The 18,972-nt window shown below is 63.4% G+C and carries 17 protein-coding genes; 12 read left to right on the top strand and 5 right to left on the bottom strand.

The genetic code is table 11. The features are described 5' to 3' along the window. Positions 1 to 73 precede the first annotated feature (73 nt). Positions 74 to 1,168, top strand: coding sequence for a Gfo/Idh/MocA family oxidoreductase (locus VNZ93_RS06025; protein ID WP_325701505.1), 1,095 nt, complete (start codon positions 74 to 76; stop codon positions 1,166 to 1,168). Between the two features lie 28 nt (positions 1,169 to 1,196). Further along, positions 1,197 to 3,548: a xanthine dehydrogenase family protein molybdopterin-binding subunit gene (locus tag VNZ93_RS06030; RefSeq protein ID WP_325701508.1), complete on the top strand. Its 2,352-nt coding sequence runs from the start codon at positions 1,197 to 1,199 to the stop codon at positions 3,546 to 3,548. Positions 3,549 to 3,624: 76 nt separating this feature from the next. Here VNZ93_RS06030 and VNZ93_RS06035 read toward each other — a convergent pair whose 3' ends face one another. The 4 genes from VNZ93_RS06035 to VNZ93_RS06050 all read right to left on the bottom strand — a co-directional run bounded on the left by VNZ93_RS06035 (position 3,625) and on the right by VNZ93_RS06050 (position 7,585). Then, positions 3,625 to 5,052, bottom strand: coding sequence for an NAD-dependent succinate-semialdehyde dehydrogenase (locus VNZ93_RS06035; RefSeq protein WP_325701510.1), 1,428 nt, complete (start codon positions 5,050 to 5,052; stop codon positions 3,625 to 3,627). Positions 5,053 to 5,177: 125 nt separating this feature from the next. Further along, positions 5,178 to 6,011 carry an enoyl-CoA hydratase gene (locus VNZ93_RS06040; protein ID WP_325701513.1) on the bottom strand — a complete coding sequence of 278 codons (834 nt, stop codon included), beginning with the start codon at positions 6,009 to 6,011 and terminating at the stop codon, positions 5,178 to 5,180. A 63-nt stretch (positions 6,012 to 6,074) separates the two neighbouring features. Next, on the bottom strand, positions 6,075 to 7,280 hold the full coding sequence (locus VNZ93_RS06045; protein WP_325701516.1) for a CoA transferase: 1,206 nt from the start codon (positions 7,278 to 7,280) through the stop codon (positions 6,075 to 6,077). Between the two features lie 56 nt (positions 7,281 to 7,336). Beyond that, entirely contained in the window at positions 7,337 to 7,585 is a 249-nt protein-coding gene (locus VNZ93_RS06050) for a sulfurtransferase TusA family protein (protein WP_325701519.1), read from the bottom strand. A gap of 205 nt (positions 7,586 to 7,790) precedes the next feature. On the opposite strand from VNZ93_RS06050, the gene VNZ93_RS06055 reads away from it, so the two are divergent. The 3 genes from VNZ93_RS06055 (at position 7,791) to VNZ93_RS06065 (ending at position 12,134) form a co-directional block, all read left to right on the top strand. After that, positions 7,791 to 8,801, top strand: a complete 1,011-nt coding sequence (locus tag VNZ93_RS06055) for a molybdopterin-binding protein (protein ID WP_414709992.1) — start codon at positions 7,791 to 7,793, stop codon at positions 8,799 to 8,801. After that, positions 8,798 to 10,780: a molybdopterin biosynthesis protein gene (locus tag VNZ93_RS06060; protein ID WP_325701524.1), complete on the top strand. Its 1,983-nt coding sequence runs from the start codon at positions 8,798 to 8,800 to the stop codon at positions 10,778 to 10,780. Before VNZ93_RS06055 ends, VNZ93_RS06060 begins: the two co-directional genes overlap by 4 nt. Positions 10,781 to 10,847: 67 nt before the next feature. Next, the gene (locus VNZ93_RS06065; RefSeq protein ID WP_325701527.1) at positions 10,848 to 12,134 is read left to right on the top strand and encodes a c-type cytochrome; all 1,287 of its coding nucleotides are present in this window, start codon (positions 10,848 to 10,850) and stop codon (positions 12,132 to 12,134) included. Between the two features lie 4 nt (positions 12,135 to 12,138). Here VNZ93_RS06065 and VNZ93_RS06070 read toward each other — a convergent pair whose 3' ends face one another. After that, positions 12,139 to 14,121, bottom strand: coding sequence for a 4Fe-4S binding protein (locus VNZ93_RS06070; RefSeq protein ID WP_325701636.1), 1,983 nt, complete (start codon positions 14,119 to 14,121; stop codon positions 12,139 to 12,141). Between the two features lie 177 nt (positions 14,122 to 14,298). Here VNZ93_RS06070 and VNZ93_RS06075 point away from each other — a divergent pair, with 177 nt between their 5' ends. The 7 genes from VNZ93_RS06075 (at position 14,299) to VNZ93_RS06105 (ending at position 18,969) form a co-directional block, all read left to right on the top strand. After that, a complete protein-coding gene (locus tag VNZ93_RS06075) occupies positions 14,299 to 15,030 on the top strand; it encodes a biotin/lipoate--protein ligase family protein (protein ID WP_325701530.1) in 732 nt (243 codons plus the stop codon). Beyond that, entirely contained in the window at positions 14,994 to 15,566 is a 573-nt protein-coding gene (locus VNZ93_RS06080) for a DUF6505 family protein (protein WP_325701533.1), read from the top strand. Before VNZ93_RS06075 ends, VNZ93_RS06080 begins: the two co-directional genes overlap by 37 nt. A gap of 10 nt (positions 15,567 to 15,576) precedes the next feature. Further along, positions 15,577 to 16,584 carry a DUF6352 family protein gene (locus VNZ93_RS06085; protein WP_325701536.1) on the top strand — a complete coding sequence of 336 codons (1,008 nt, stop codon included), beginning with the start codon at positions 15,577 to 15,579 and terminating at the stop codon, positions 16,582 to 16,584. Next, a complete protein-coding gene (locus VNZ93_RS06090) occupies positions 16,584 to 17,096 on the top strand; it encodes a DUF3305 domain-containing protein (protein ID WP_325701539.1) in 513 nt (170 codons plus the stop codon). The genes VNZ93_RS06085 and VNZ93_RS06090 overlap by 1 nt, the downstream gene beginning before the upstream one ends. Then, entirely contained in the window at positions 17,089 to 17,808 is a 720-nt protein-coding gene (locus VNZ93_RS06095) for a DUF3306 domain-containing protein (RefSeq protein ID WP_325701542.1), read from the top strand. Before VNZ93_RS06090 ends, VNZ93_RS06095 begins: the two co-directional genes overlap by 8 nt. A gap of 126 nt (positions 17,809 to 17,934) precedes the next feature. After that, positions 17,935 to 18,708 (top strand): Cro/CI family transcriptional regulator, encoded by a 774-nt coding sequence (locus tag VNZ93_RS06100; protein WP_325701545.1) that lies wholly within the window; start codon positions 17,935 to 17,937, stop codon positions 18,706 to 18,708. Between the two features lie 45 nt (positions 18,709 to 18,753). Then, the gene (locus VNZ93_RS06105; RefSeq protein WP_325701548.1) at positions 18,754 to 18,969 is read left to right on the top strand and encodes a twin-arginine translocation signal domain-containing protein; all 216 of its coding nucleotides are present in this window, start codon (positions 18,754 to 18,756) and stop codon (positions 18,967 to 18,969) included. Positions 18,970 to 18,972 lie beyond the last annotated feature (3 nt).

Consider the following 18,972-nt stretch of genomic DNA (forward strand, 5'->3'; position numbering starts at 1 on the left):
GCGTCAATTTGCGAATATTGCCGCCGCATGTTTCTCTTGATTGCTGCAACGACAACAAATTTCAAGGGACGAAATGCCGGTAGAACCTGTTGAAGTGGCTGTCATCGGCACCGGATGGTGCGGCGGCATTCGTGCAGAAACCTTGTCGCGCTATCCGTTGGTCAAGAAGCTGCATGTTTGCGAGATCAGGCCGGACCGGCTGAAGGAAATCAAGGAACTCACCAACGCCGCGGTCGCGACGGCCGACTATCAGGACATCGTGAAGAACGACGATGTCCGCGTCGTTTACATCTCCACCACGCCCGAGAACACGCATTACCCGATCGCCCGCGATTGCCTGAAAGCCGGCAAGCATGTGCTGCTCGAAAAGCCGATCGCGCTCGAACTCTACGAAGCCGACGAACTGATCGCCATCGCAAAGCGGAACAACGTCAAGTTTACCATCGGCTATTCGCAGCGCTTCAACACCAAGTTCGCCTACGCCAAGAAAAAGCTGAATGACGGCACGCTCGGCAAGCCGGTCTCGGTGATGGTGAGCCGGCATCTGTCGCGCAGCCTTGGCAAGAAGATCGCGAGCCGCGTGCGTCTGTCGCCCGCCGCGATGGAATCCACCCACGATCTCGACATCGTGTTCTGGTTGCTCGAGCCGGCAAAGCCCGTCAGCGTCTATTCGCAGGGTGCGTATGGTTACATGCAGCCGGTCAACGGCTCCTATGACGTCATGTGGTCGACGGTGAAAATGGACAACGGCGTGCTCGTCGCCATCGGTGGCGGATGGAACCTGCCGCCGAGCTACCCGAATTACTGCGCCACTACGATCGAGATCACCGGCACCGAGGGCTCGCTGTTCCTCGACGACACGGCGCGCGACCACTGGTTGAATACCGTGAAGGACGGGATGCAATACCCGATGTCGACCATGCCGGGAGAGCAGGTCGACCACGTTTTCGCCGGCCAGATGGGCCCGGAGACCATCCATTTCCTGGAATCGTGCATCATGGATCGGCCGCCCATGGTGTCGCCGGAAAGCGCGCGCACCGTCATGGAGTGCTATCTGGCCGCCGATCTGTCGGCCGAGCGCAACCAGCCGGTCGACATTCCGTTGACAAACGAGACGCTGGCGGGCATCGCCGACATGATCAGGGCGCAGCGCGCCCCTCTTCCATAAGGCTTCCTGCCCGCTTATCACCCTTCGCATGGCTGCTGATTCGGACCCTTCCCACCACGGCCCCCGCGTCGAGGACGACGCCCTCATCCGCGGGCGCGGCCAGTTCGTCGACGATGTCGAAAAGCAGGGCGTGGCCCACGCCGTGTTCGTGCGCTCGCCCTATGCGCATGCCGGCATCGTGTCGATTTCACTGGATGAGGCGCTGAGGGCGCCCGGCGTCCTCGGGATTATGACCGCGGCCGATCTTGAGGGGATCGGTACGGTGACTCGGCATCCACCGATTGCCGGCCGCGGCGGCGCCAAGATCGCTTTCTCGCACCGGCCCTGCCTTGCGGAACGCAAGGTCATGCATGTCGGCGAAGCTGTCGTCATGGTGATCGCCGACAGCCTGACCCAGGCCCTGGATGCGGCCGAGCTTGTCGCCATCGAGTATGAGGAATTGCCGGCGGTCGTCGATGCGCAGAAAGCGCTGAAGCCCGATGCGCCGCAATTGTTCGACGGCATCGCCGGCAATCTCGCCATCGATTTCCCGGGCCCGGTCGATGATCCGGCCAATGTTGCGGCGGTTGACGAGATCATCAAATCTGCCGCGCATGTCGCGCGTGTCAGCGTTGCCCAGCAGCGCATGGTCATGGCGACGATGGAGACGCGCGGCGGCACGGCGAGCTTCGATGCAAAGACCGGCCGCTACACATTGCGCGTCTGCTCGCAGGGCGCCGGCCCGATGCGCGACATGCTCGCGGCCATTATGGGCATCGAGAAGCAGGCATTGCGCGTGCTGACGGACGATGTCGGCGGAGCCTTCGGGCTGAAGAGCGGCGCGTATCCGGAATATCCGGTGCTGCTCGCCGCGGCGAAGAAATACGGCCGCAAGGTCCACTGGATGGCGAGCCGGTCGGAAGCGTTCAACAGCGACAACCAGGCGCGCGACAACGTTACCGTCGGAGAGCTTGCGCTCGATGCCAACGGCAAGTTCTTGGCACTCCGCGCGCGTCAGGTCCAGAATCTCGGCGCGTATGTCGCCTCTGCCGGCATTCAGCTTGCGACCAACAATTTCGCGCGCTGCTTTCCGGCGATGTACGACATCGGCAAGATCGATATCGGCGTGCAATGCGTCTACACCAACACCCTGCCCACCGGCCCCTATCGCGGTGCCGGACGACCGGAAGCGAATTATCTGATCGAGCGGCTGGTCGACGAGGCCGCGCGCGTTACCGGCATCGACAAGATCGAGATCCGTAAACGCAATCTCATTCCGCCGTCAGCCATTCCGTTCAAGACGGCAGTCGGAACCACATTCGACAGCGGCGAGTTTCCGCAGATCTTCGAGAAGGCGCTGGCGCTGGCTAAGGTCGACGGGTTCGAGCAGCGCCGTGCGCAATCGCGCGAGAACGGCAAGCTGCGCGGTCTTGGCATCTCCTGTTTCCTGGAGCATTCCGGCGGCGTACCGAACGAAGGTGCGTGGCTCACGTTCCCTGGCAATGGAACGCTGGTCGTGAATATGAATGTCGGCAATACCGGGCAGGGCCACGCGACGGTCTATACGCGCCTCGTCGCCGACAAGCTGGCACTCGATCCCGCGCTGGTAAAGCACCGGCAGGGCGACAGCGATTTCGAGATCAAGGGCTGGCCGTCGGTCGCGTCACGTTCGACGATCACCGCAGGCACCGCGGTGGTGCGTACCGTCGAGGCGATGCTCGAAAAGGGCAAGGCGTTGGCCGCGCATATCCTTGAAGCCGACGAGAAGGACATCGCGTATCGCCGCGGATTGTTCGAAGTGGTTGGCACCGACCGCGCCATTGGCCTGTTCGATCTCGCTGCGAAAGCTGCCGAGATGAAAGACAAGGGCGAAATCGCGGAAAGCCTCGACACCAAGCGCGACGTCGACACGCCGCAGACCTTTCCGAACGGGTGCCATCTCGCGGAGGTCGAGGTCGAACCGGAGACCGGCGAGGTCGCGGTGGTCGGCTATTTCGCGGTCGACGATTGCGGCACCATGCTCGACCACAAGCTGGTGCATGGCCAGGTGCATGGCGGCATCGCGCAGGGTCTCGGGCAGGTGCTGTTCGAGCACGCGGTCTATGATGCCGCCAGTGGTCAGCTGGTGACCGGGTCGTTCATGGATTACGCGATGCCGCGCGCGCACAACATGCCGTCGCTGCTGCGCGACGACTCGCATCCCGTTCCGGCAACCACAAATCCGCTCGGCGTGAAGGGCGTCGGTGAAGCCGGCACCACCGCATCGCTAGCTGCGATCATGAATGCTATTGCGGATGCGGTTCCTGCCGCGGCGCACATGGACATGCCGGCGACGATGGAGAAGGTCTGGCGCGCGTGCCAAGGGATGGAGATCATCCGTCCCGAAGAGGTGGACGCCTGAAAAGGAAATGCCCCGCAAAAGCGGGGCATTGAGTTTCTCAGCACACCCTCGCCCAGTTTCGCAGGCGACGATGACGTCAACCCTGCGAGATGAACTTGCGGTTGGTGTAAGCTTCAAGTCCTTCGATGCCGCCCTCCTGGCCGTAGCCGGATTCCTTGATGCCACCGAACGGCGTCTCCGGCGTCGAGATCGCCACCGAATTCACGCCAACCATGCCAGACTGCAGCGCGTCACCGATCATCGTCGCCGTCTGCGCATTGGTCGTGAAGGCGTAGGACGCAAGACCGAACGGCAGCGAGTTGGCGCGCTCCACCACCTCGTCGAAGGTCTTGAACGGCACGATCGGCGCGACCGGGCCGAACGGCTCCTCCGTCATGATCTTTGAATCGTCCGGCACGTCGGTGATCACGGTGGGCTCGAAGAAATAGCCCTGGTTGCCGTGGCGCTTGCCGCCGGTCACGATCTTGCCGCCACGGTTCTTCGCGTCGTTCACGATAGCTTCCATCGCGTCGAGGCGGCGCGCATTGGCGAGCGGTCCCATCGTCGTGTCCTTCTCGAGACCATCACCGAGCTTCACGTTGTTGGCGAATTCAGTGAAGCGCTTGAGGAAGCGATCATACACGCCCTCCTGCACATAGAAGCGCGTCGGCGAGATGCAGACCTGGCCGGCATTGCGATACTTGAACGCCGCGATGGTATCGGCAGTCTTTTCCGGATCGGCGTCGCCGAACACCACGACCGGCGAATGGCCACCAAGCTCCATGGTCGCGCGCTTCATGCCCTTCGCCGCAAGTCCGGCAAGCAGCTTGCCGACAGGCACCGAACCGGTGAACGAAATCTTCTTCACGCTGTCGGCGCCGATCAGATGTTCGGAAACCTCCGAAGGCACGCCGAATACGAGATTGAGCACGCCTTTCGGCAGCCCGGCATCGACGAAACACTTCACCAGTTCGACGCAGGAACCCGGAGTTTCTTCCGACGCCTTGATGATGATCGAGCATCCGGCGGCGAGCGCGCCCGCGATCTTGCGCACCGGGGTCAGCGTCGGGAAGTTCCACGGCGTGAAGGCGGCAACGACGCCGACCGGTTCCTGCACAACGAGCTGACGCACGTTCTTGCCACGGCCCGGTACGATACGCCCATAGGCGCGCCGGCCTTCTTCCGCCATCCAGTCGATGATGTCGGCGGTGACGATCACCTCGCCCCTGGCCTCGACCAGCGGCTTGCCCTGCTCCTGGACCATCACGCGCGCGATTGCGTCGGCGCGTTCGCGCACGAGGTCGGCGGCCTTGCGCATCACCTTGGCGCGATCATAGGCGGTGGTGGCGCGCCACACCGCGAGCCCCTCGTCAGCGGCAGCCACAGCACGGTCGAGATCGGCTCCCGATGCATGCGGCAGCGTGCCGAGCGACTTGCCGGTGGCGGGGTTGATCACCTCCTCGCCCTTGCGGCCGGCTCCGTTAATCCATTCGCCGTCGATGTAAAGCTGCAGATCGGTGTACATGATTGCCTCGTGCACGGAGCGAAAAAATCGAGGCGCGCGTCTTAGCAGCTTTGGTTCGGCGCGGCCACCTTGCCCCGGGCGATGGCCGCATTTCACGAGGCGAAATTCAGGATAGCCCAGGAGTTCTAGACTCCGCGGAATACCGGTTTGCGCTTCTCCATGAATGCGGTGCGGCCCTCGATATAGTCCTTGCTGCCGAAGCAGCGATTGACCGCAGCGACGACGCTGTCGATGTCGCGCTCGGGTTCGTCCTTCAGCAATTCGCTGATCGTATGCTTTGCCGCGCCGATCGTGAGCGGTGCGTTCGCGGCGATCATGCTGCCGTAATCCTTCACGTAGCTCTCCAGCTCCTCGTCCGGGACTACGCGGTTCACGAAACCCATCATGCGCGCTTCCTCGGCGTCGAATTGACGTGCCGTGAAAAAGATTTCTTTCGCGAAGGAGGGGCCGACCACATTCATCAGCCGCCGGACGCCCTTGTGGTCGTAGCCGAGGCCGAGCTTCGCTGCAGGAATACCGAACTTCGAGCCCGGCGTTGCGATGCGAATATCGCAGCAGGTCGCTAGCGCCATGCCGCCGCCGATGCAATAACCGCGAATCATCGCGATCGTCGGCTTCGGGAAGTCATGCACGCCGGAAAACGCCTGTTCCGTCGTGGCATTGTATTTCGCAACGGCTTCTTCGTTCGAGCGTTCGGCGCCGAATTTCGAAATGTCAGCGCCCGACACGAAGGCCTTGCCGCCGGCGCCGGTCAGAACCACGGCGCGCACGTCCGCATCGTCGCGGAACTGATCGAGGATGGTGCGCGTCGCCGCCCACATCTCCATCGAAACGGCGTTGTGACGCTCCGGGTTGTTGAAGATCACGTAGCCGATCCCGCCTTCTTTGCGCGAGAGCATCTTGTCGGTCATTGACTTAATCCTTTCCGTGTTCGTCATGGCCGGGCTTGACCCGGCCATCCACGTCTTGGTGTTGTTGCGAGACGTGGATGCCCGGCGCGAGGCCGGGCATGACGGTGACAACTAAACTGCGCCGGCTTTCTTCAGCGCGTCGATCTCATCATTGCTGAATCCAAATTCGGCCAGCACCTCGTCGGTGTGCTCGCCGCGCTCGGGTGTGTGCATCGCGATCGTGCTCGGGGTGCGCGACAGCGAGAACGGCTGACGGATCACCTGCAGCGTGCCGCGGTCGGGGGTCTGCATGTCGGTTGCGATACCGAGGTGCTGTACCTGCTTGTCCGCGAAAACTTCGTCCATCTTGTAGATCGGACCGGCGGCGACGCCTGCGGCATTCAACCGTTCGATCCAGGATGCGCTGGTATCGCTTGCGAGCGCCTTCTCGATATCGGCGTTGAGCGCATCGCGGTTCTTCAGCCGCAAAGCGTTGGTGGCGTAATCCGGATGCTCGATCAGATGCTCGCCCTCGATCGCCTTGCAGAAGCGCACCCAGGTCGGCGAGCCGGTGGTGGCGATGTTGATGTGTCCGTCCTTCGTTTTGTAGACGCCGGTCGGTACGCTGGTCGGATGGTTGTTGCCGGCCTGACCAGGCACTTCCTTGTCGATCAGCCAGCGCGCCGCCTGAAAGTCGAGCAGGAAGATTTGCGCGGCGAGTAGCGAGGTCTCCACATACTGCCCCTCGCCGGATTGCTCGCGTTCGAGCAATGCGGTCATCACGCCAAGCGCGGCGAACAGTCCGGCCGCCATGTCGGCGACCGCCGCCCCTGCGCGCACCGGTCCCTGGCCCGGCAGTCCGGTGACCGACATGATGCCGCCCATGCCCTGTGCGATCTGGTCGAAGCCCGGCCATTTCTCGTACGGGCCGTCCTGGCCGTAGGCCGAGATGCTGGCATAGACGATGCGGGGGTTGATGGCCTTCAGGTCCAGATAATCGATCCTCAGACGTCTTTTGACGTCCGGACGATAGTTCTCGATCACGACGTCTGCGTGTTCTACGAGCCTTAACAACGCCGCGCGGCCGGCCTCGCTCTTCAGATCGAGCGTGATCGAGCGCTTGTTGCGGTGCAAATTCTGGAAATCCGCGCCGTGGCGCGCCCCGCCGATCGGGTCCCCGCCCTCCAGCCGCTCCGGCGCCTCGATCTTGATCACATTGGCGCCCCAGTCCGCCAATTGTCGCGCGCATGTCGGTCCTGCCCGCACGCGGGTCAGGTCGAGCACGGTGAAGCGGGCGAGCGCTGTCGAAGCGCGGGGTATATCGTTCGAAGCCGGCAAGGATTGATCTCCGGAGGCAGGCAGGGGCGCGACAATCTCTGAAGCCGCCGACAAATTCAACTTGTCCCGGGTGCCTGCCGAACTGCCTTGCGGATTCGGAACGTCAGCACGTCATTGGACCGTTCGGTGCTCTCAAGGACGTCTCCGGTCTGGTTGATCAGATTCGGGATGTCGATCGCGGCCAGAGGATCGGTGCATTCGACCAAGATCACCTCGCCCGCCGTCAGGCCGCCCAGCACCTTGCGGGTCCGAAGCGCCGGGAGCGGACATTTCAGGCCGCGCAGATTGATGGTTTTTTCGCTCATCCCCATAGGCTCAAGCTATGCCGGTACTCGTTCAATATGTCTGCAAACCAACAACTATTTCAGTAACTTGACCCAGTATGGGCGGTTCGTCAGAAACGCAACCATGAATGCGGATATAGCATCTCATCAGCGCATCGCGCGCCTGACACCTCTCGCGGATGTCCTAGCATCTATCGCGGGGATCGAACCTGTCGCGCCGCGAGCGATGGCGGTGGCGGAAGCACAGGGCTGCGTTCTTGCCGCTGATCTCATTGCGGAGGACGCCTTGCCGCCGCGGCCGTTGGCCGCCCGCGACGGATTGGCCGTTTCATCCGACGCAACGCGTGACGCCGGTCCTTATGCGCCGCTGACGCTGCAGCCGCCGCCCGAACGCGTTGATGCGTTTGCCGTGCTGCCCGTCGATACCGATGCGGTCGCGCCGCTCGACGCCGTGACAGTGATTGGCGGGCTGATGCAGATCATGGCGCCGGTCGCGCCGGGCGAAAGCGTTCTGCCGGCTGCCGGTGACGTCGAGGCAAATGCGTTGTTCTGCGCCGCCGGATCGCGATTGCGCGCAAGCGATATCGCCGTGCTTTCGGCCGCGCATGTATCCGAGATCCGGGTCAGGCAACCTCGGCTTCGCATCGTCAACACGCGCCCGGACGATGCAATTCTGGGAGCGGCGGCTGATTTCGTCGCGCGAGTGGCCGCGTCCGCAGGCGCGACGATAGATGTGTCGTCAGATATTGAAGAGGCTCTGCGCGCTGGTGAAAGCGACGCGATCATTGCCATCGGCGGAACCGGCGCTGGGCGTGACGATCGCTCCGTCATTGCCCTGTCACGCGCGGGTGTCGTGACGTGCCACGGGATCGGGCTTGCTCCGGGCGAGACATCGGCATTCGGGATGGCGAATAGCCGTCCGGTGCTGCTCATGCCCGGTCGCCTTGATGCTGTGCTCGCATGCTGGCTGACGATTGGCCGGCCGCTTGTCGATCGGCTCACGGCCGCCACTTCTCGGGATATTCCGGTCAAGGCGGTGCTGACGCGAAAGGTGACATCGACAATCGGACTTGCCGAGGTCGTTCCGCTCCGCAGTGGCGGTGACGGAGTCGAGCCTCTCGCCACCGGTTATCTTTCGCTGCAATCTGTCGCGCGCGCAGATGGCTGGATGCTGGTTCCCGCAGAGAGTGAAGGTTATCCGGCCGGCACTGCGATCGACATGAGGCCGCTGCCGTGACCCGCCTGACCAAGCCGGAACATGCCCTCATCGACGCTGTGCGCCGCGCGGCGCGGCAAGAGCAGTTCCTTGAAGTTGTGTCTGCGGACGAGGCAACGAAGCGCTTCCGGCGTCATCTCGATCTGTCGCCTCGCGGCAGTGAAAGCGTGTCGCTCACTGCGGCGCTCGGGCGCGTGCTCGCGCATGATATCGCGGCGCCGATCGATGTTCCGCCGTTCGACCGCTCGGGTGTCGACGGTTTTGCAGTGCGGGCAGCCGATACAGTGGGCGCCACCGACAATGCGCCGCGCCGCCTTGCACTCAATCGCGAAGTGATCGCCTGCGGGCATGCCCCGCAGGTCGAAGTGATGCCGGGAACGGCAACCGCGCTTGCGACCGGAGGCGTGATTCCGCGCGGTGCCGACGCGGTTGTCATGCTCGAAAACACCGAGCTGCTCGACGACGAGCATGCGCCGGGCATTGAGATACGCAAGGCCGTCGCGCCCGGACAATTCATCGCCTATACCGGTTCGGATATCGCGCGCGGCGAGACATTGCTGCGCAAGGGCACCGTGATCGGCTCGCGCGAGATCGGGATGCTCGCGGCCTGCGGCATCGCGCAGGTCGAAGTCATGCGGCGTCCGAAGGTCGCCGTGCTCTCGACGGGCGATGAGCTCGTGCCGGTTGGAGAGGCGCTGCGACCCGCCGGCATCTACGACAGCAACGGAGCGATCGTCGCGGCGGCCGTGACCGAGGCCGGCGGCCAGGCGGTCGGGTATGGTGCATTTCCCGATGACGAGGCCGCGCTCGCCGCTGCCATGCACAAGGCGCTCGCCGAAAACGACATGCTGGTGCTGTCCGGAGGCACGTCGAAAGGCGCGGGCGACCTTTCACACCGGATCGTATCGGCGCTTGGCGAGCCCGGCATCCTGGTGCACGGCGTTGCGCTGAAGCCCGGCAAGCCACTGTGCCTCGCGGTCGCGGATGGCAAGCCGGTGGTCGTGCTGCCGGGATTTCCGACATCCGCGATCTTCACCTTCCACGCCTTCGTCGCGCCGGTTATCCGCGCGATGGCGGGTTTGCCCGCGGAGCATTCACGCAGGGTCCAGGCGCGCATTCCGATGCGCGTGCCGTCCGAACTCGGACGCAAGGAATTCGCGCTGGTCGCCCTGGTGCAGGGCGAGGATGGCGTGATCGCGTTCCCGTCGGCGAAAGGGTCGGGCTCGGTCACCGCCTTCTCGCAGGCGGACGGCTTCATTGAGATCGACGCACTCGCGAGTGCGCTTGATGCGGAAACGACGACCGAGGTGACACTGATCGGCGCGGACGTGCGTGCCCCCGATCTCGTGATCATGGGAAGCCATGACGTGGCGCTGGACGTTGTGGTCGGAGCGCTTGCCGATCGCGGATTCCATGCGCGCGTGATTGCGGTCGGCAGTCTCGGCGGCGTTGCCGCTGCGCGTCGGGGCGAATGCGACATCGCCCCGGTGCACCTGATTGATCCAAAAAGCGGGCGCTACAATACGCACCTCGTTGAGCAGGGGCTGTCGCTCCTCAAGGGCTGGCAGCGTTCGCAGGGGTTCCTGTATCGAAAGGGCGATGCGCGGTTTGAAGGCAAGGACGCAAACGATGCGATAGCGGCTGCGCTCGCCGATCCGTCCTGCCTGATGGTGAATCGCAACGCCGGTTCCGGCACGCGTGTGCTGATGGATGAAAAGCTGAAGGGCGTGCGCCCGCCCGGCTACACCAATCAGCCGAAGTCGCATAACGCCGTCGCGGCGGCGATCGCGCAGGGGCGCGCCGACTGGGGCTTTGCGATCGAGCCCGTTGCGCGCCTCTATGGTCTCGGCTTCATACCGGTGGCGCCGGAAGAGTATGACTTCATCATGGTCGAAAACGGGCGCGATCGGCCCGCGGTCAAAGCGTTTCGCGAGGTGCTGCGTGAAGAAACCACCCGGAACCGCATCTCAGCGCTGGGCATGCGCCCGGCGGATCAATAACCTAGGCGACGGCACAATCGTTCGTTCCTGCGGATGCAGGGACTCAAAGTCTGGATCGCGTTTCTGCATGCTCGTGCGCGCCACCTGTGCGGTCGTCCTCGCAATACTGACCGGCGTTTCCGCCAATGCGCAGATGCGCGGGCACGGTGGACCGGTACGCGCGGTTGCGGTGTCGTCCGATGGCGCCAGCGCAATCTCGGGAAGCTTCGATACCTCCGCGATCAGATGGTCGCTGTCGCGCAATGCAGCCGAGCAGGTGTTGCGCTTCCATGAGAGCGCGGTGAATGCGGTTGCCATCCTGAAAGACGGACGCGTGGTGACGGGTGGCGAGGACGGAAAGATCGCCGTCTGGAAGCAGGGCGCATCGCTGCCCGAGCGGACATTCGAAGGACATACCGCGCCGGTGGTGGCGCTTGCGGTGTCGCCGGACGGAGGAACGGTGGCTTCGGCTTCCTGGGACCGCACCATCAGGCTCTGGCCGTTGGCGGGCGGACCTCCTCGCGTGCTCGAGGGACACACGCAGAATGTGAACGGTGTCGCATTCACAGCGGACGGGAACTCGCTCGTCAGTGCAGGTTACGACGCGACCATACGAATCTGGCCATTGTCGGGTAACGCAGCGCCTGTCGTCGCCACGCTGCCTGCGGCGCTGAACGCCGTCGTGGTTGCTGCCGATGGCGAGATCGCTGCCGCCGGTGCGAATGGTTCGCTTTACTTCGTGTCGCCGAAGGGTGAGCCGACGGGCAGCATGGATATCACCGAAACACCGGTCATCTCGCTTGCAATGTCACCGAACGGCGCACTTCTCGCTGCAGCGGGTATTCGTGGCTCTGTGGCCGTCGTTGACCGCAAGGCGCGCATGATCCTGCGCAGTCTTGTCGGGCCGGGCTTGCCGGTCTGGTCCGTAGCATTCTTTCCGGACAACAAGATTCTCCTCACCGGTGGCGCCGACCGCATGGTGCGCCGCTGGAATACGGAAACCGGAGAACCTGTCGGTGCGGTTCCGCTCAACGAAGCTGGCGATCCGCTTGCCGCCTATGCCGGCGACCGTGGCGCCGAAATCTATCGCGCCTGCATCGCCTGCCACACGCTGTCGCCCGATGAAGGCAATCGCGCGGGGCCAACGCTTTCGGGCATTTTCGGGCGCAAGATCGCGACGCTGCCGGGTTACAGCTTCTCGGAAGCGCTCAGGAAGCTCGACATCGTCTGGACGCCGGAGACGGTTTCAAAATTGTTCGAGATCGGGCCGGCCGCCTATACGCCCGGCACCAAGATGCCGGAACAGACGATCGGTTCGGCGGAGGATCGCAAGGCCCTGATGGAATTCCTGCAGAAGGCGACAGTCGCGAAGTGACGGTCTAGCTTTGGTGCTTCTCGTCTGTCTCACGCAGATAATCGTCTGTGGTCCGTGGTCGCGGACGCTCGGGGATGCCGGCGCCATACGGGTCGAAGGCCTGCTCGGTCACCGCGATCACGCGGCAATCCTCACACATCTTCAGCACGTTCAGCCGGTCGGCCTGGCCCTTGAACATCCAGTGCTTGCCTTCGAGCTTTGCGGTCACGCGCTCGATCGTGCTCTTCACACCGAACGGCTTGCCGCAACGGATGCACTCGAACGGGTCTTCCTGCTTCATGACGCGCGCGGACGCGGTTGCCGCGCGGAAGTCGAGTTGCGGTCTGAGCGTAATGACTTTCTCCGGACACGTCGCTGCACAAAGGCCGCATTGAACGCAGGCGTCTTCCGTGAATTTCAGCATCGGACGATCGGGATCGGCCGACATCGCGCCGGTCGGACATGCCGAAACGCAGGCGAGGCATAGCGTGCAGCCTTCGGCATTCACTTCGACGGCACCGAACGGCGCGCCTTGTGGTAGCGCAATCACGTCAACCGGCTGCGGAGCAACGCGATGCAGTTCGCGCAGGGCAAGCCGCTGAACGTCGCGCTTGCTGCCCGCCGGATGGAAGCTTGCGTGTGCGCTTCGCATCTGGCTGGGCTCGATCGCGCGAAGCGCCGCATCGAGAGCATCGGGATCGTCGGTCTCGATCGTTGCGACGCGGCCCTCGCCGTATCCAAGTCCTGCGAGAATCGGCTCGGCGAGCGCGATTGTGTTGCGCAGGCCCGTCAGGTCATGCCGAGGCCGCGCGCGCAGCAGGAAGCGAACGGCTGTCGCGCCATAGGCGAAAGCGGCGGCAATCGCCTCCAGACCAACCTGCGTGGTCTCGTTCACCGCAAACGGAATGACGTTGGCCGGCAAGCCGTTGCCATGCCGTGCGAGCGCGTCGATCAGATCTGTTCCATGTTCGGCATCATGCAGCAGCATGATGGCGTTGCGTCCGCCTGCTTCGCGATACGTGGTCAGCAATGCGCGCAACTTGCGCATCAGCGCATCGGCGGTCGGCAGCGCATAGCTTGCGGCGCCGGTCGGGCAGGCTGCAGCACATTGTCCGCATCCGGCGCAGATTTCAGCGGAAATCGCGACATGGTCGCCCGCCGGGGTGATTGCACCTGTCGGGCAGAGATCGAGACACCGGCGACAGCCGACAATGCGAGACCTGGAATGCGCGCAGATGTCGGCGTCGTAAGTCACATAGCGCGGCTTGTCGAAGGTGCCGGTCAGATCGCGCGCTTTCATCACGGCGCGCAATATCGCGGCGGCGTCACCGGGATCGACGCGCAGATACCCGTCGCGAAGATCGGCGGCTGGGAAGAGCGGCGTGCCGCCCGACAGATCAAGCACGATGTCGCATTTCGACACCGCTCCATTGCGGGCTGCAGCAAATTTCAATTCGTCGCGGGACGACGGAGCCGGTTGCGCAAAATCGTCGACGGTCAGTTCGAACGCGCCGAGCCATCCCTGCGCAGCGCGTATCGTACCCTTCACGACGGGAAATTCGGTCTTGCGTGGCGGTGCAAGATGTTCCGGTCTGGATAGCACCACGGTGACGTCGAGATGATCCCTGAGCAGTTCAGCGGCCTCGATCGCGCGCTCGTCGCGACCATAGATCAGCACGACGCCATCGCTTTGCAGTCCGACGAAGGGGATGCTGGGAAGCGGTTCCGCCGCGGCCGCGAGCAGTGCAGCTATTTTCGGCGTAGCCTGGCCGGCGTCGCGCGACCAACCGGCGCTTTCGCGGATATTCACGAAAGTCGGCGCGTCGCGCCCTGCCTCCGCGGCGGCTTCCTCGAAGACCGGCGTTTCCTGCGTGCAGGCCACGATCGTGTCGCCGCTGTCCGGCAAGAGCGCACGGAACCGGTCGAGTTCGGCCCGGCAAAACTGACGGCCCGCAGTGATTTCTGCGTCCCGGCAGCTTTTCCTGATTGTGTCGACGTCGAGCGGCATCGTGTCTTCGCACGAACACACCACGATCTGCCGCTTGGTCTCGGCCATTTGGTCTCCGTTCCGGCCTGACTGTCCGGACTCGTCACCCGGTGGGACGATGCTATATGCAGATAGACAGAAACTATAATTGCTCCAAACAAAAAGTAAGGCCGGTACGTCCTGAGCCGATCGCCACCGATGCTGACTGACGCCGATATCCGTCTGCCGCCGCCGTTCCGCCTCGTCACGCTTCGAGAGGTCGGCGATGCCTTCGCATATGCGAAGACCAACGCGACCGAAGAGGGCGCGGGCACGCTGGTCTTCGTTGGCCGGTTTGACCTCTCGGAATTTGCGTTGGTGCTGGAACCGGACGAACCCCTGCGAATGGCGCGTCGCACCTTCTATGCCTGCATGGCTGCGCTCGCCGAGACGCTATCGGCCCATGCGCCGCCGGACACCGACATCCGCATCGACTGGCCGGATTCGATCAGCGTCAATCGCGGGCTTGTCGGCGGCGGCCAGATGGCATGGCCGGCCGGTGCCGATGAAGATCAACCTCCGGCCTGGCTCGCATTTGGTGCGATGGTTCGCCTGGTCTCGATGTCCGGGATCGATGCCGGCCTGCATCCGCTCAGCGCGGCGCTGGAGGACGAAGGCTTCGACGAGTTCGGGGCCGAACGCCTGATGGAATCCTATGCGCGGCATTTCATGGTCATGCTCGATGCCTGGCAGGAGCAGGGCTTTGAGGCTGTAGCCAAGAGCTACCTGCAACGGCTGGCGCCCGAGACGGGCATCCGCCGCGATCTCGACGAGAATGGCGATCTGCTGTTGCGGAGGACGGGACAAGCGGAGGTCGAACGCCGCAGCCTTGAAGCGGCGCTCGCAGTTCCAAAGTGGCTCGACCCGAAGACGCGAGGGCCGCGACTGTGAAGCTGCTCAAGACCATACGGCTCGATGCTTCGGACACCTTCGTGTTCGAGCGCGCTGCGGAACCCGGCGAATGGGCCGTGACTGGAACCTTCGCATTCGCCGATGCCGATCCTGCAATGCTGCAAGGCAAGGAGCGGTCCGCGTTTCGATCCGGCTTCCTCGGTGTGTCATCGTTCGGCTGGTCGACCCTCGTGCAGATCGTGGAAACCGATGCTGACGGCCGCGCCGATGCGGTCGAGCAACTGGCGCAGCGGCTGGTCGAAATCTACGGCGCTCCGAACATGGAGGCGGCGCGGGCGGCGGCGGATGAAGAACTGACCTTCGCGGAATCGCTTTGTGATCACGAGCCCGACACGCTTGTCGCGCTTCATCGAACGGCGGATGGCGGCGAAATCCGCGAAGCGTTCCGCACGCTGAAGCCGCGGGCCGATCGCAAGACATTCCGTGCCTTTGCCTTCATGGATGTGGAAGGAGAAGATGACGAACCCGGCGAACGCGTCGACCTTGTGAATCTCGCGCAGGGGGAGCGCAAATGAGGGCTTCTACGTGAAGGATTTCTGGATCGCCTGCGGACATCATCTGCTGGACCGCAACGAGTCCGGCGGACTCGTCGTGACCGACGATTTTCTCAAGGTCTACCTCGCGCGGCCCGAACTTGTTCCGCCGCCTGACGCCTGCGAGGCGGAGAAGGCGCTTTACGCCGCGCTGATGGCGCAGCCGCAGCGGCGCGTCGCGCCAGATGAGATCGCGGCCATTGCCGATGCCGATGCGCGCGAGAACTGGGCCTTCATGCTGGCGTTTCGCGATCATCTGCTGCGGCATCCGACACTGGAGGCCGCCTATGTCGATCTCGTCCGAAATGGCGCCGGACGGATACCGCCGATCTTCATCAATCAGCTGGTGCACGTGATCCTGCGCAACGCGCTCGACGGCTGCGAGGATCCGTATGTGCTCCGGGCGGCAGAATTGTTCTTCCGCCCGCAGCGCCTCACGCTGCATGAAGGCTCGCTGATCGCGGCCGATGAGGAAACCATCAGCGGCACCGGCGCGACGCCCGCATCGCCGCTTGTCTCCATGCTCGGCATTCCGGCGCAGGCCGATATCGACGTCATGAACGACGACAATGCGGAGCAATATTTCGAGCACAGCGATCTGTTTCACAGCGCGATCGATCTGACCGCCGGCCGCCGCGGGCTCGAGGCGCTTGCGCAGGTGCTGACGCGCTGGATCTCGCATCTGCTCGCGGTGGATGTCACGATCGAGCCGCTGGTCGAGATGCGGGACGTCAACCTGGTCTGGTATGTCGGCCTCGATCAGGATGCGACCAGGATCGGCGATGCGCTGTGGAATGGCGATGAGCTCGATGAAGCAACGCGTGGTCGCGTGGTCGGGCTGTTCCGTCTGACGTTCCGCGATCCGGCGTCCGTGATCGAGAGGGTCGGCCGCGAACCGGTTTATCTCATTCTCGCCATGTCGCCGGACAAGATCATCCGCATGAAACCGCAAAACCTGGTCGGCGGATTGCCGATCCGGCAGATCGAAACGGTGTCGTGATGGCTGCACTCGTCGCCATTCCCGTCGGCGTCGTGGTCGAACGCGTGAAGGCCGAGAGCCAGTGGATCGATTACATCTGGCAGCCGAGCGCGGTGCTGGTCGGTGAGCCCGAGGCCAATCCATGGACTGCGCTGTCCGGCGATGATGATCGCATGTCGTTCTACGCCGGGAGTACGGTGGTCGAATTCTACGCGTCCGAGACCGCGCACTATCGCGATAATCTTATAGGCGATTGCAAATTGTGGATCGTGATGGCGCCGACGGAGTCCGATCCACCTTATCAACTCACCAAGGTGACGGCTGACCCGGCCGAGGGAGAATCCTATACCGAGACCGGCGTCAATCTCGTGGAAGCCGTGCCGATGCCTGACGCCATTCGCGATGCGCTTGTGGCGTTCGTTTCGGCGCACCACGTGAAAGACACGACCTTTTTCAAGCGCGCGCGGGATCGCGCTGACCCGGAGGCGCTGGGGCGACGAAGCCCGATCGATCGAAGGCGTGGCAATGACTGAACGCGAAGATTTCCTCACGCGATGGTCACGGCGCAAACGCGAGGCGAGCGCCGATCCTGCGGTTGAGTCGGAGCGAGATCACGCCGCTGCGCCGAACGCAGCCGGCAACGAGCCAAAGGCGCAAGAGCCGCCCGCACAATCCGAGGACGCCAAGCGCGAGGACATCTTCGACCTGTCGAAACTGCCTTCGCTCGAGTCGATCGGACCTGCGACCGATGTCCGGGCTTTCTTGCAGCCGGGCGTGCCTGAAGCGTTGTCCCGTGCGGCACTTCGACGCGCGTGGTCGGCTGATCCCGTCATCCGCGATTTTATCGGGCTCGCCGAAAATTCGTGGGACTTCACCGCAAACGACGCCATGCCCGGTTTCGGCGCTCTCGATCCGGAGGTGGCGAAGAGATTGTTCGCGGAGTTGATCGGCCAGGGTGAGAAGAAAACCGCGGCTACCGAGGTTGCTGGCCTCCAGACCCAGGACGCACCCGGTGACGAGAAATCGCAGCAAGAGAGCGTGAGGCAGTCCATTCACGCCTGCGAAACCTCAACTCCCGCAGCCGATGTGCACTCCGCAGTCGATGAGGGAGCCGACATTTCCGAACGAGGTCTGACCGATTCAGGTCGAGGCCCGACTGATGTTGCGCCGCAAGATAATGGTGCGCCGCAGCAAAATCAGCCTTCGCTGACGCGACGTCACCACGGGCGTGCGCTGCCGCAATAGGGCGCTAGCCGAGGTCCGTCATAGCTTCGAACTATTGACCAATTCGAGATCGCGGACCTATTGTTTTGAATGCCTCTCAAGAAGGCGGATGTGCAGCTTTTTTCGGCACAAGCAGTAACGAAAAGAATGCGCGACACGGGACTCGAAGAAGCGATCCGCGCGGCTGGCGGTGTCAGTGAGCTGGCACGCCGCATCGGTATTTCGCAGCCCTCTGTCTCCAATTGGGACCGGGTGCCCGCGGAGCGCGTGATCGCAGTCGAACAGGCCACGAATGTCAGTCGCGCCGTGCTGCGTCCGGATCTTTACGGCGAAGCCACTGAGGTCAGCGTCGACGAGATCGATCTCGCGCGCGCGCAGGAATATCGGTTGCTTGCCGCGCTACTTGCGCGCGCACCTGATGCAGCTTTCCTGAAGAAGCTCTCGACGCTGCGTGGCGATGCCTCGCCGCTGGGCCTTGCCCATATCGCGCTTGCCGAGGCTGCGAGCACAGCCAGCGTGGATGTGGTCGAGCGTGAGTTCTTCAATCTCTTCATCGGCGTCGGGCGCGGGGAACTGATGCCCTACGGCTCGTATTATCTCACCGGTTTCCTGCACGAACGCCCGCTTGCTCGTCTGCGTGACGACCTCAACGCGCTGGGCATCGAGCGCAACGAAGGCAACGCCGAGCCGGAAGATCACGCCGCCATGCTGTGCGAGATCATGTCCGGCATTGCGGATGGGACCTTTCCGGCAGAGGCCGGAAGCGACAAGCGAATTTTCGAGAATCACCTGGCGCCGTGGATCGGACGGTTTTTTGCCGATCTCGAGCAGGCGGAAGAGGCGAACTTCTACCGCAAGGTCGGGGCGTTGGGACGCGTATTCGTGGACATCGAAGCCGAGGCCTTCGCGCTGCCGTCGTAACGGTGCGTGAACAGGTCACGGCGAGAGAGACAGGAGGAACGGCAGATGACAGAGCAACGCAAGACGTCGGTGGGACGTCGCGATTTTCTGCGTGCGCTCGGCGCAGGCGCTGGCGTCGCCGTAACGGCCGCCGCGCCCCTCGCGACGCCGGCTCACGCCGACACTGAAACGAACGATGAAAAGCGCAAGGCTCGCTACAAGCCAAACTCGCCGGAAGTGCAGACCTACTATCGAGTCAATCGCTATCCGGGCGCAAAGTAAGGG

It is taken from the genome of Pseudorhodoplanes sp. (genome assembly GCF_035565795.1).
GTDB lineage: Bacteria > Pseudomonadota > Alphaproteobacteria > Rhizobiales > Xanthobacteraceae > Pseudorhodoplanes.

Coding starts and splice junctions, on each gene's coding strand:
- VNZ93_RS06025 (WP_325701505.1), top strand. CDS start 74: ATGCCGGTAGAACCTGTTGAAGTGGCTGTCATCGGCACCGGATGGTGC.
- VNZ93_RS06030 (WP_325701508.1), top strand. CDS start 1,197: ATGGCTGCTGATTCGGACCCTTCCCACCACGGCCCCCGCGTCGAGGAC.
- VNZ93_RS06035 (WP_325701510.1), bottom strand. CDS start 5,052: ATGTACACCGATCTGCAGCTTTACATCGACGGCGAATGGATTAACGGA.
- VNZ93_RS06040 (WP_325701513.1), bottom strand. CDS start 6,011: ATGGCCGGGTCAAGCCCGGCCATGACGAACACGGAAAGGATTAAGTCA.
- VNZ93_RS06050 (WP_325701519.1), bottom strand. CDS start 7,585: ATGAGCGAAAAAACCATCAATCTGCGCGGCCTGAAATGTCCGCTCCCG.
- VNZ93_RS06055 (WP_414709992.1), top strand. CDS start 7,791: ATGGCGGTGGCGGAAGCACAGGGCTGCGTTCTTGCCGCTGATCTCATT.
- VNZ93_RS06065 (WP_325701527.1), top strand. CDS start 10,848: ATGCTCGTGCGCGCCACCTGTGCGGTCGTCCTCGCAATACTGACCGGC.
- VNZ93_RS06070 (WP_325701636.1), bottom strand. CDS start 14,121: ATGCCGCTCGACGTCGACACAATCAGGAAAAGCTGCCGGGACGCAGAA.
- VNZ93_RS06075 (WP_325701530.1), top strand. CDS start 14,299: ATGCTGACTGACGCCGATATCCGTCTGCCGCCGCCGTTCCGCCTCGTC.
- VNZ93_RS06090 (WP_325701539.1), top strand. CDS start 16,584: ATGGCTGCACTCGTCGCCATTCCCGTCGGCGTCGTGGTCGAACGCGTG.
- VNZ93_RS06095 (WP_325701542.1), top strand. CDS start 17,089: ATGACTGAACGCGAAGATTTCCTCACGCGATGGTCACGGCGCAAACGC.
- VNZ93_RS06100 (WP_325701545.1), top strand. CDS start 17,935: ATGCGCGACACGGGACTCGAAGAAGCGATCCGCGCGGCTGGCGGTGTC.
- VNZ93_RS06105 (WP_325701548.1), top strand. CDS start 18,754: ATGACAGAGCAACGCAAGACGTCGGTGGGACGTCGCGATTTTCTGCGT.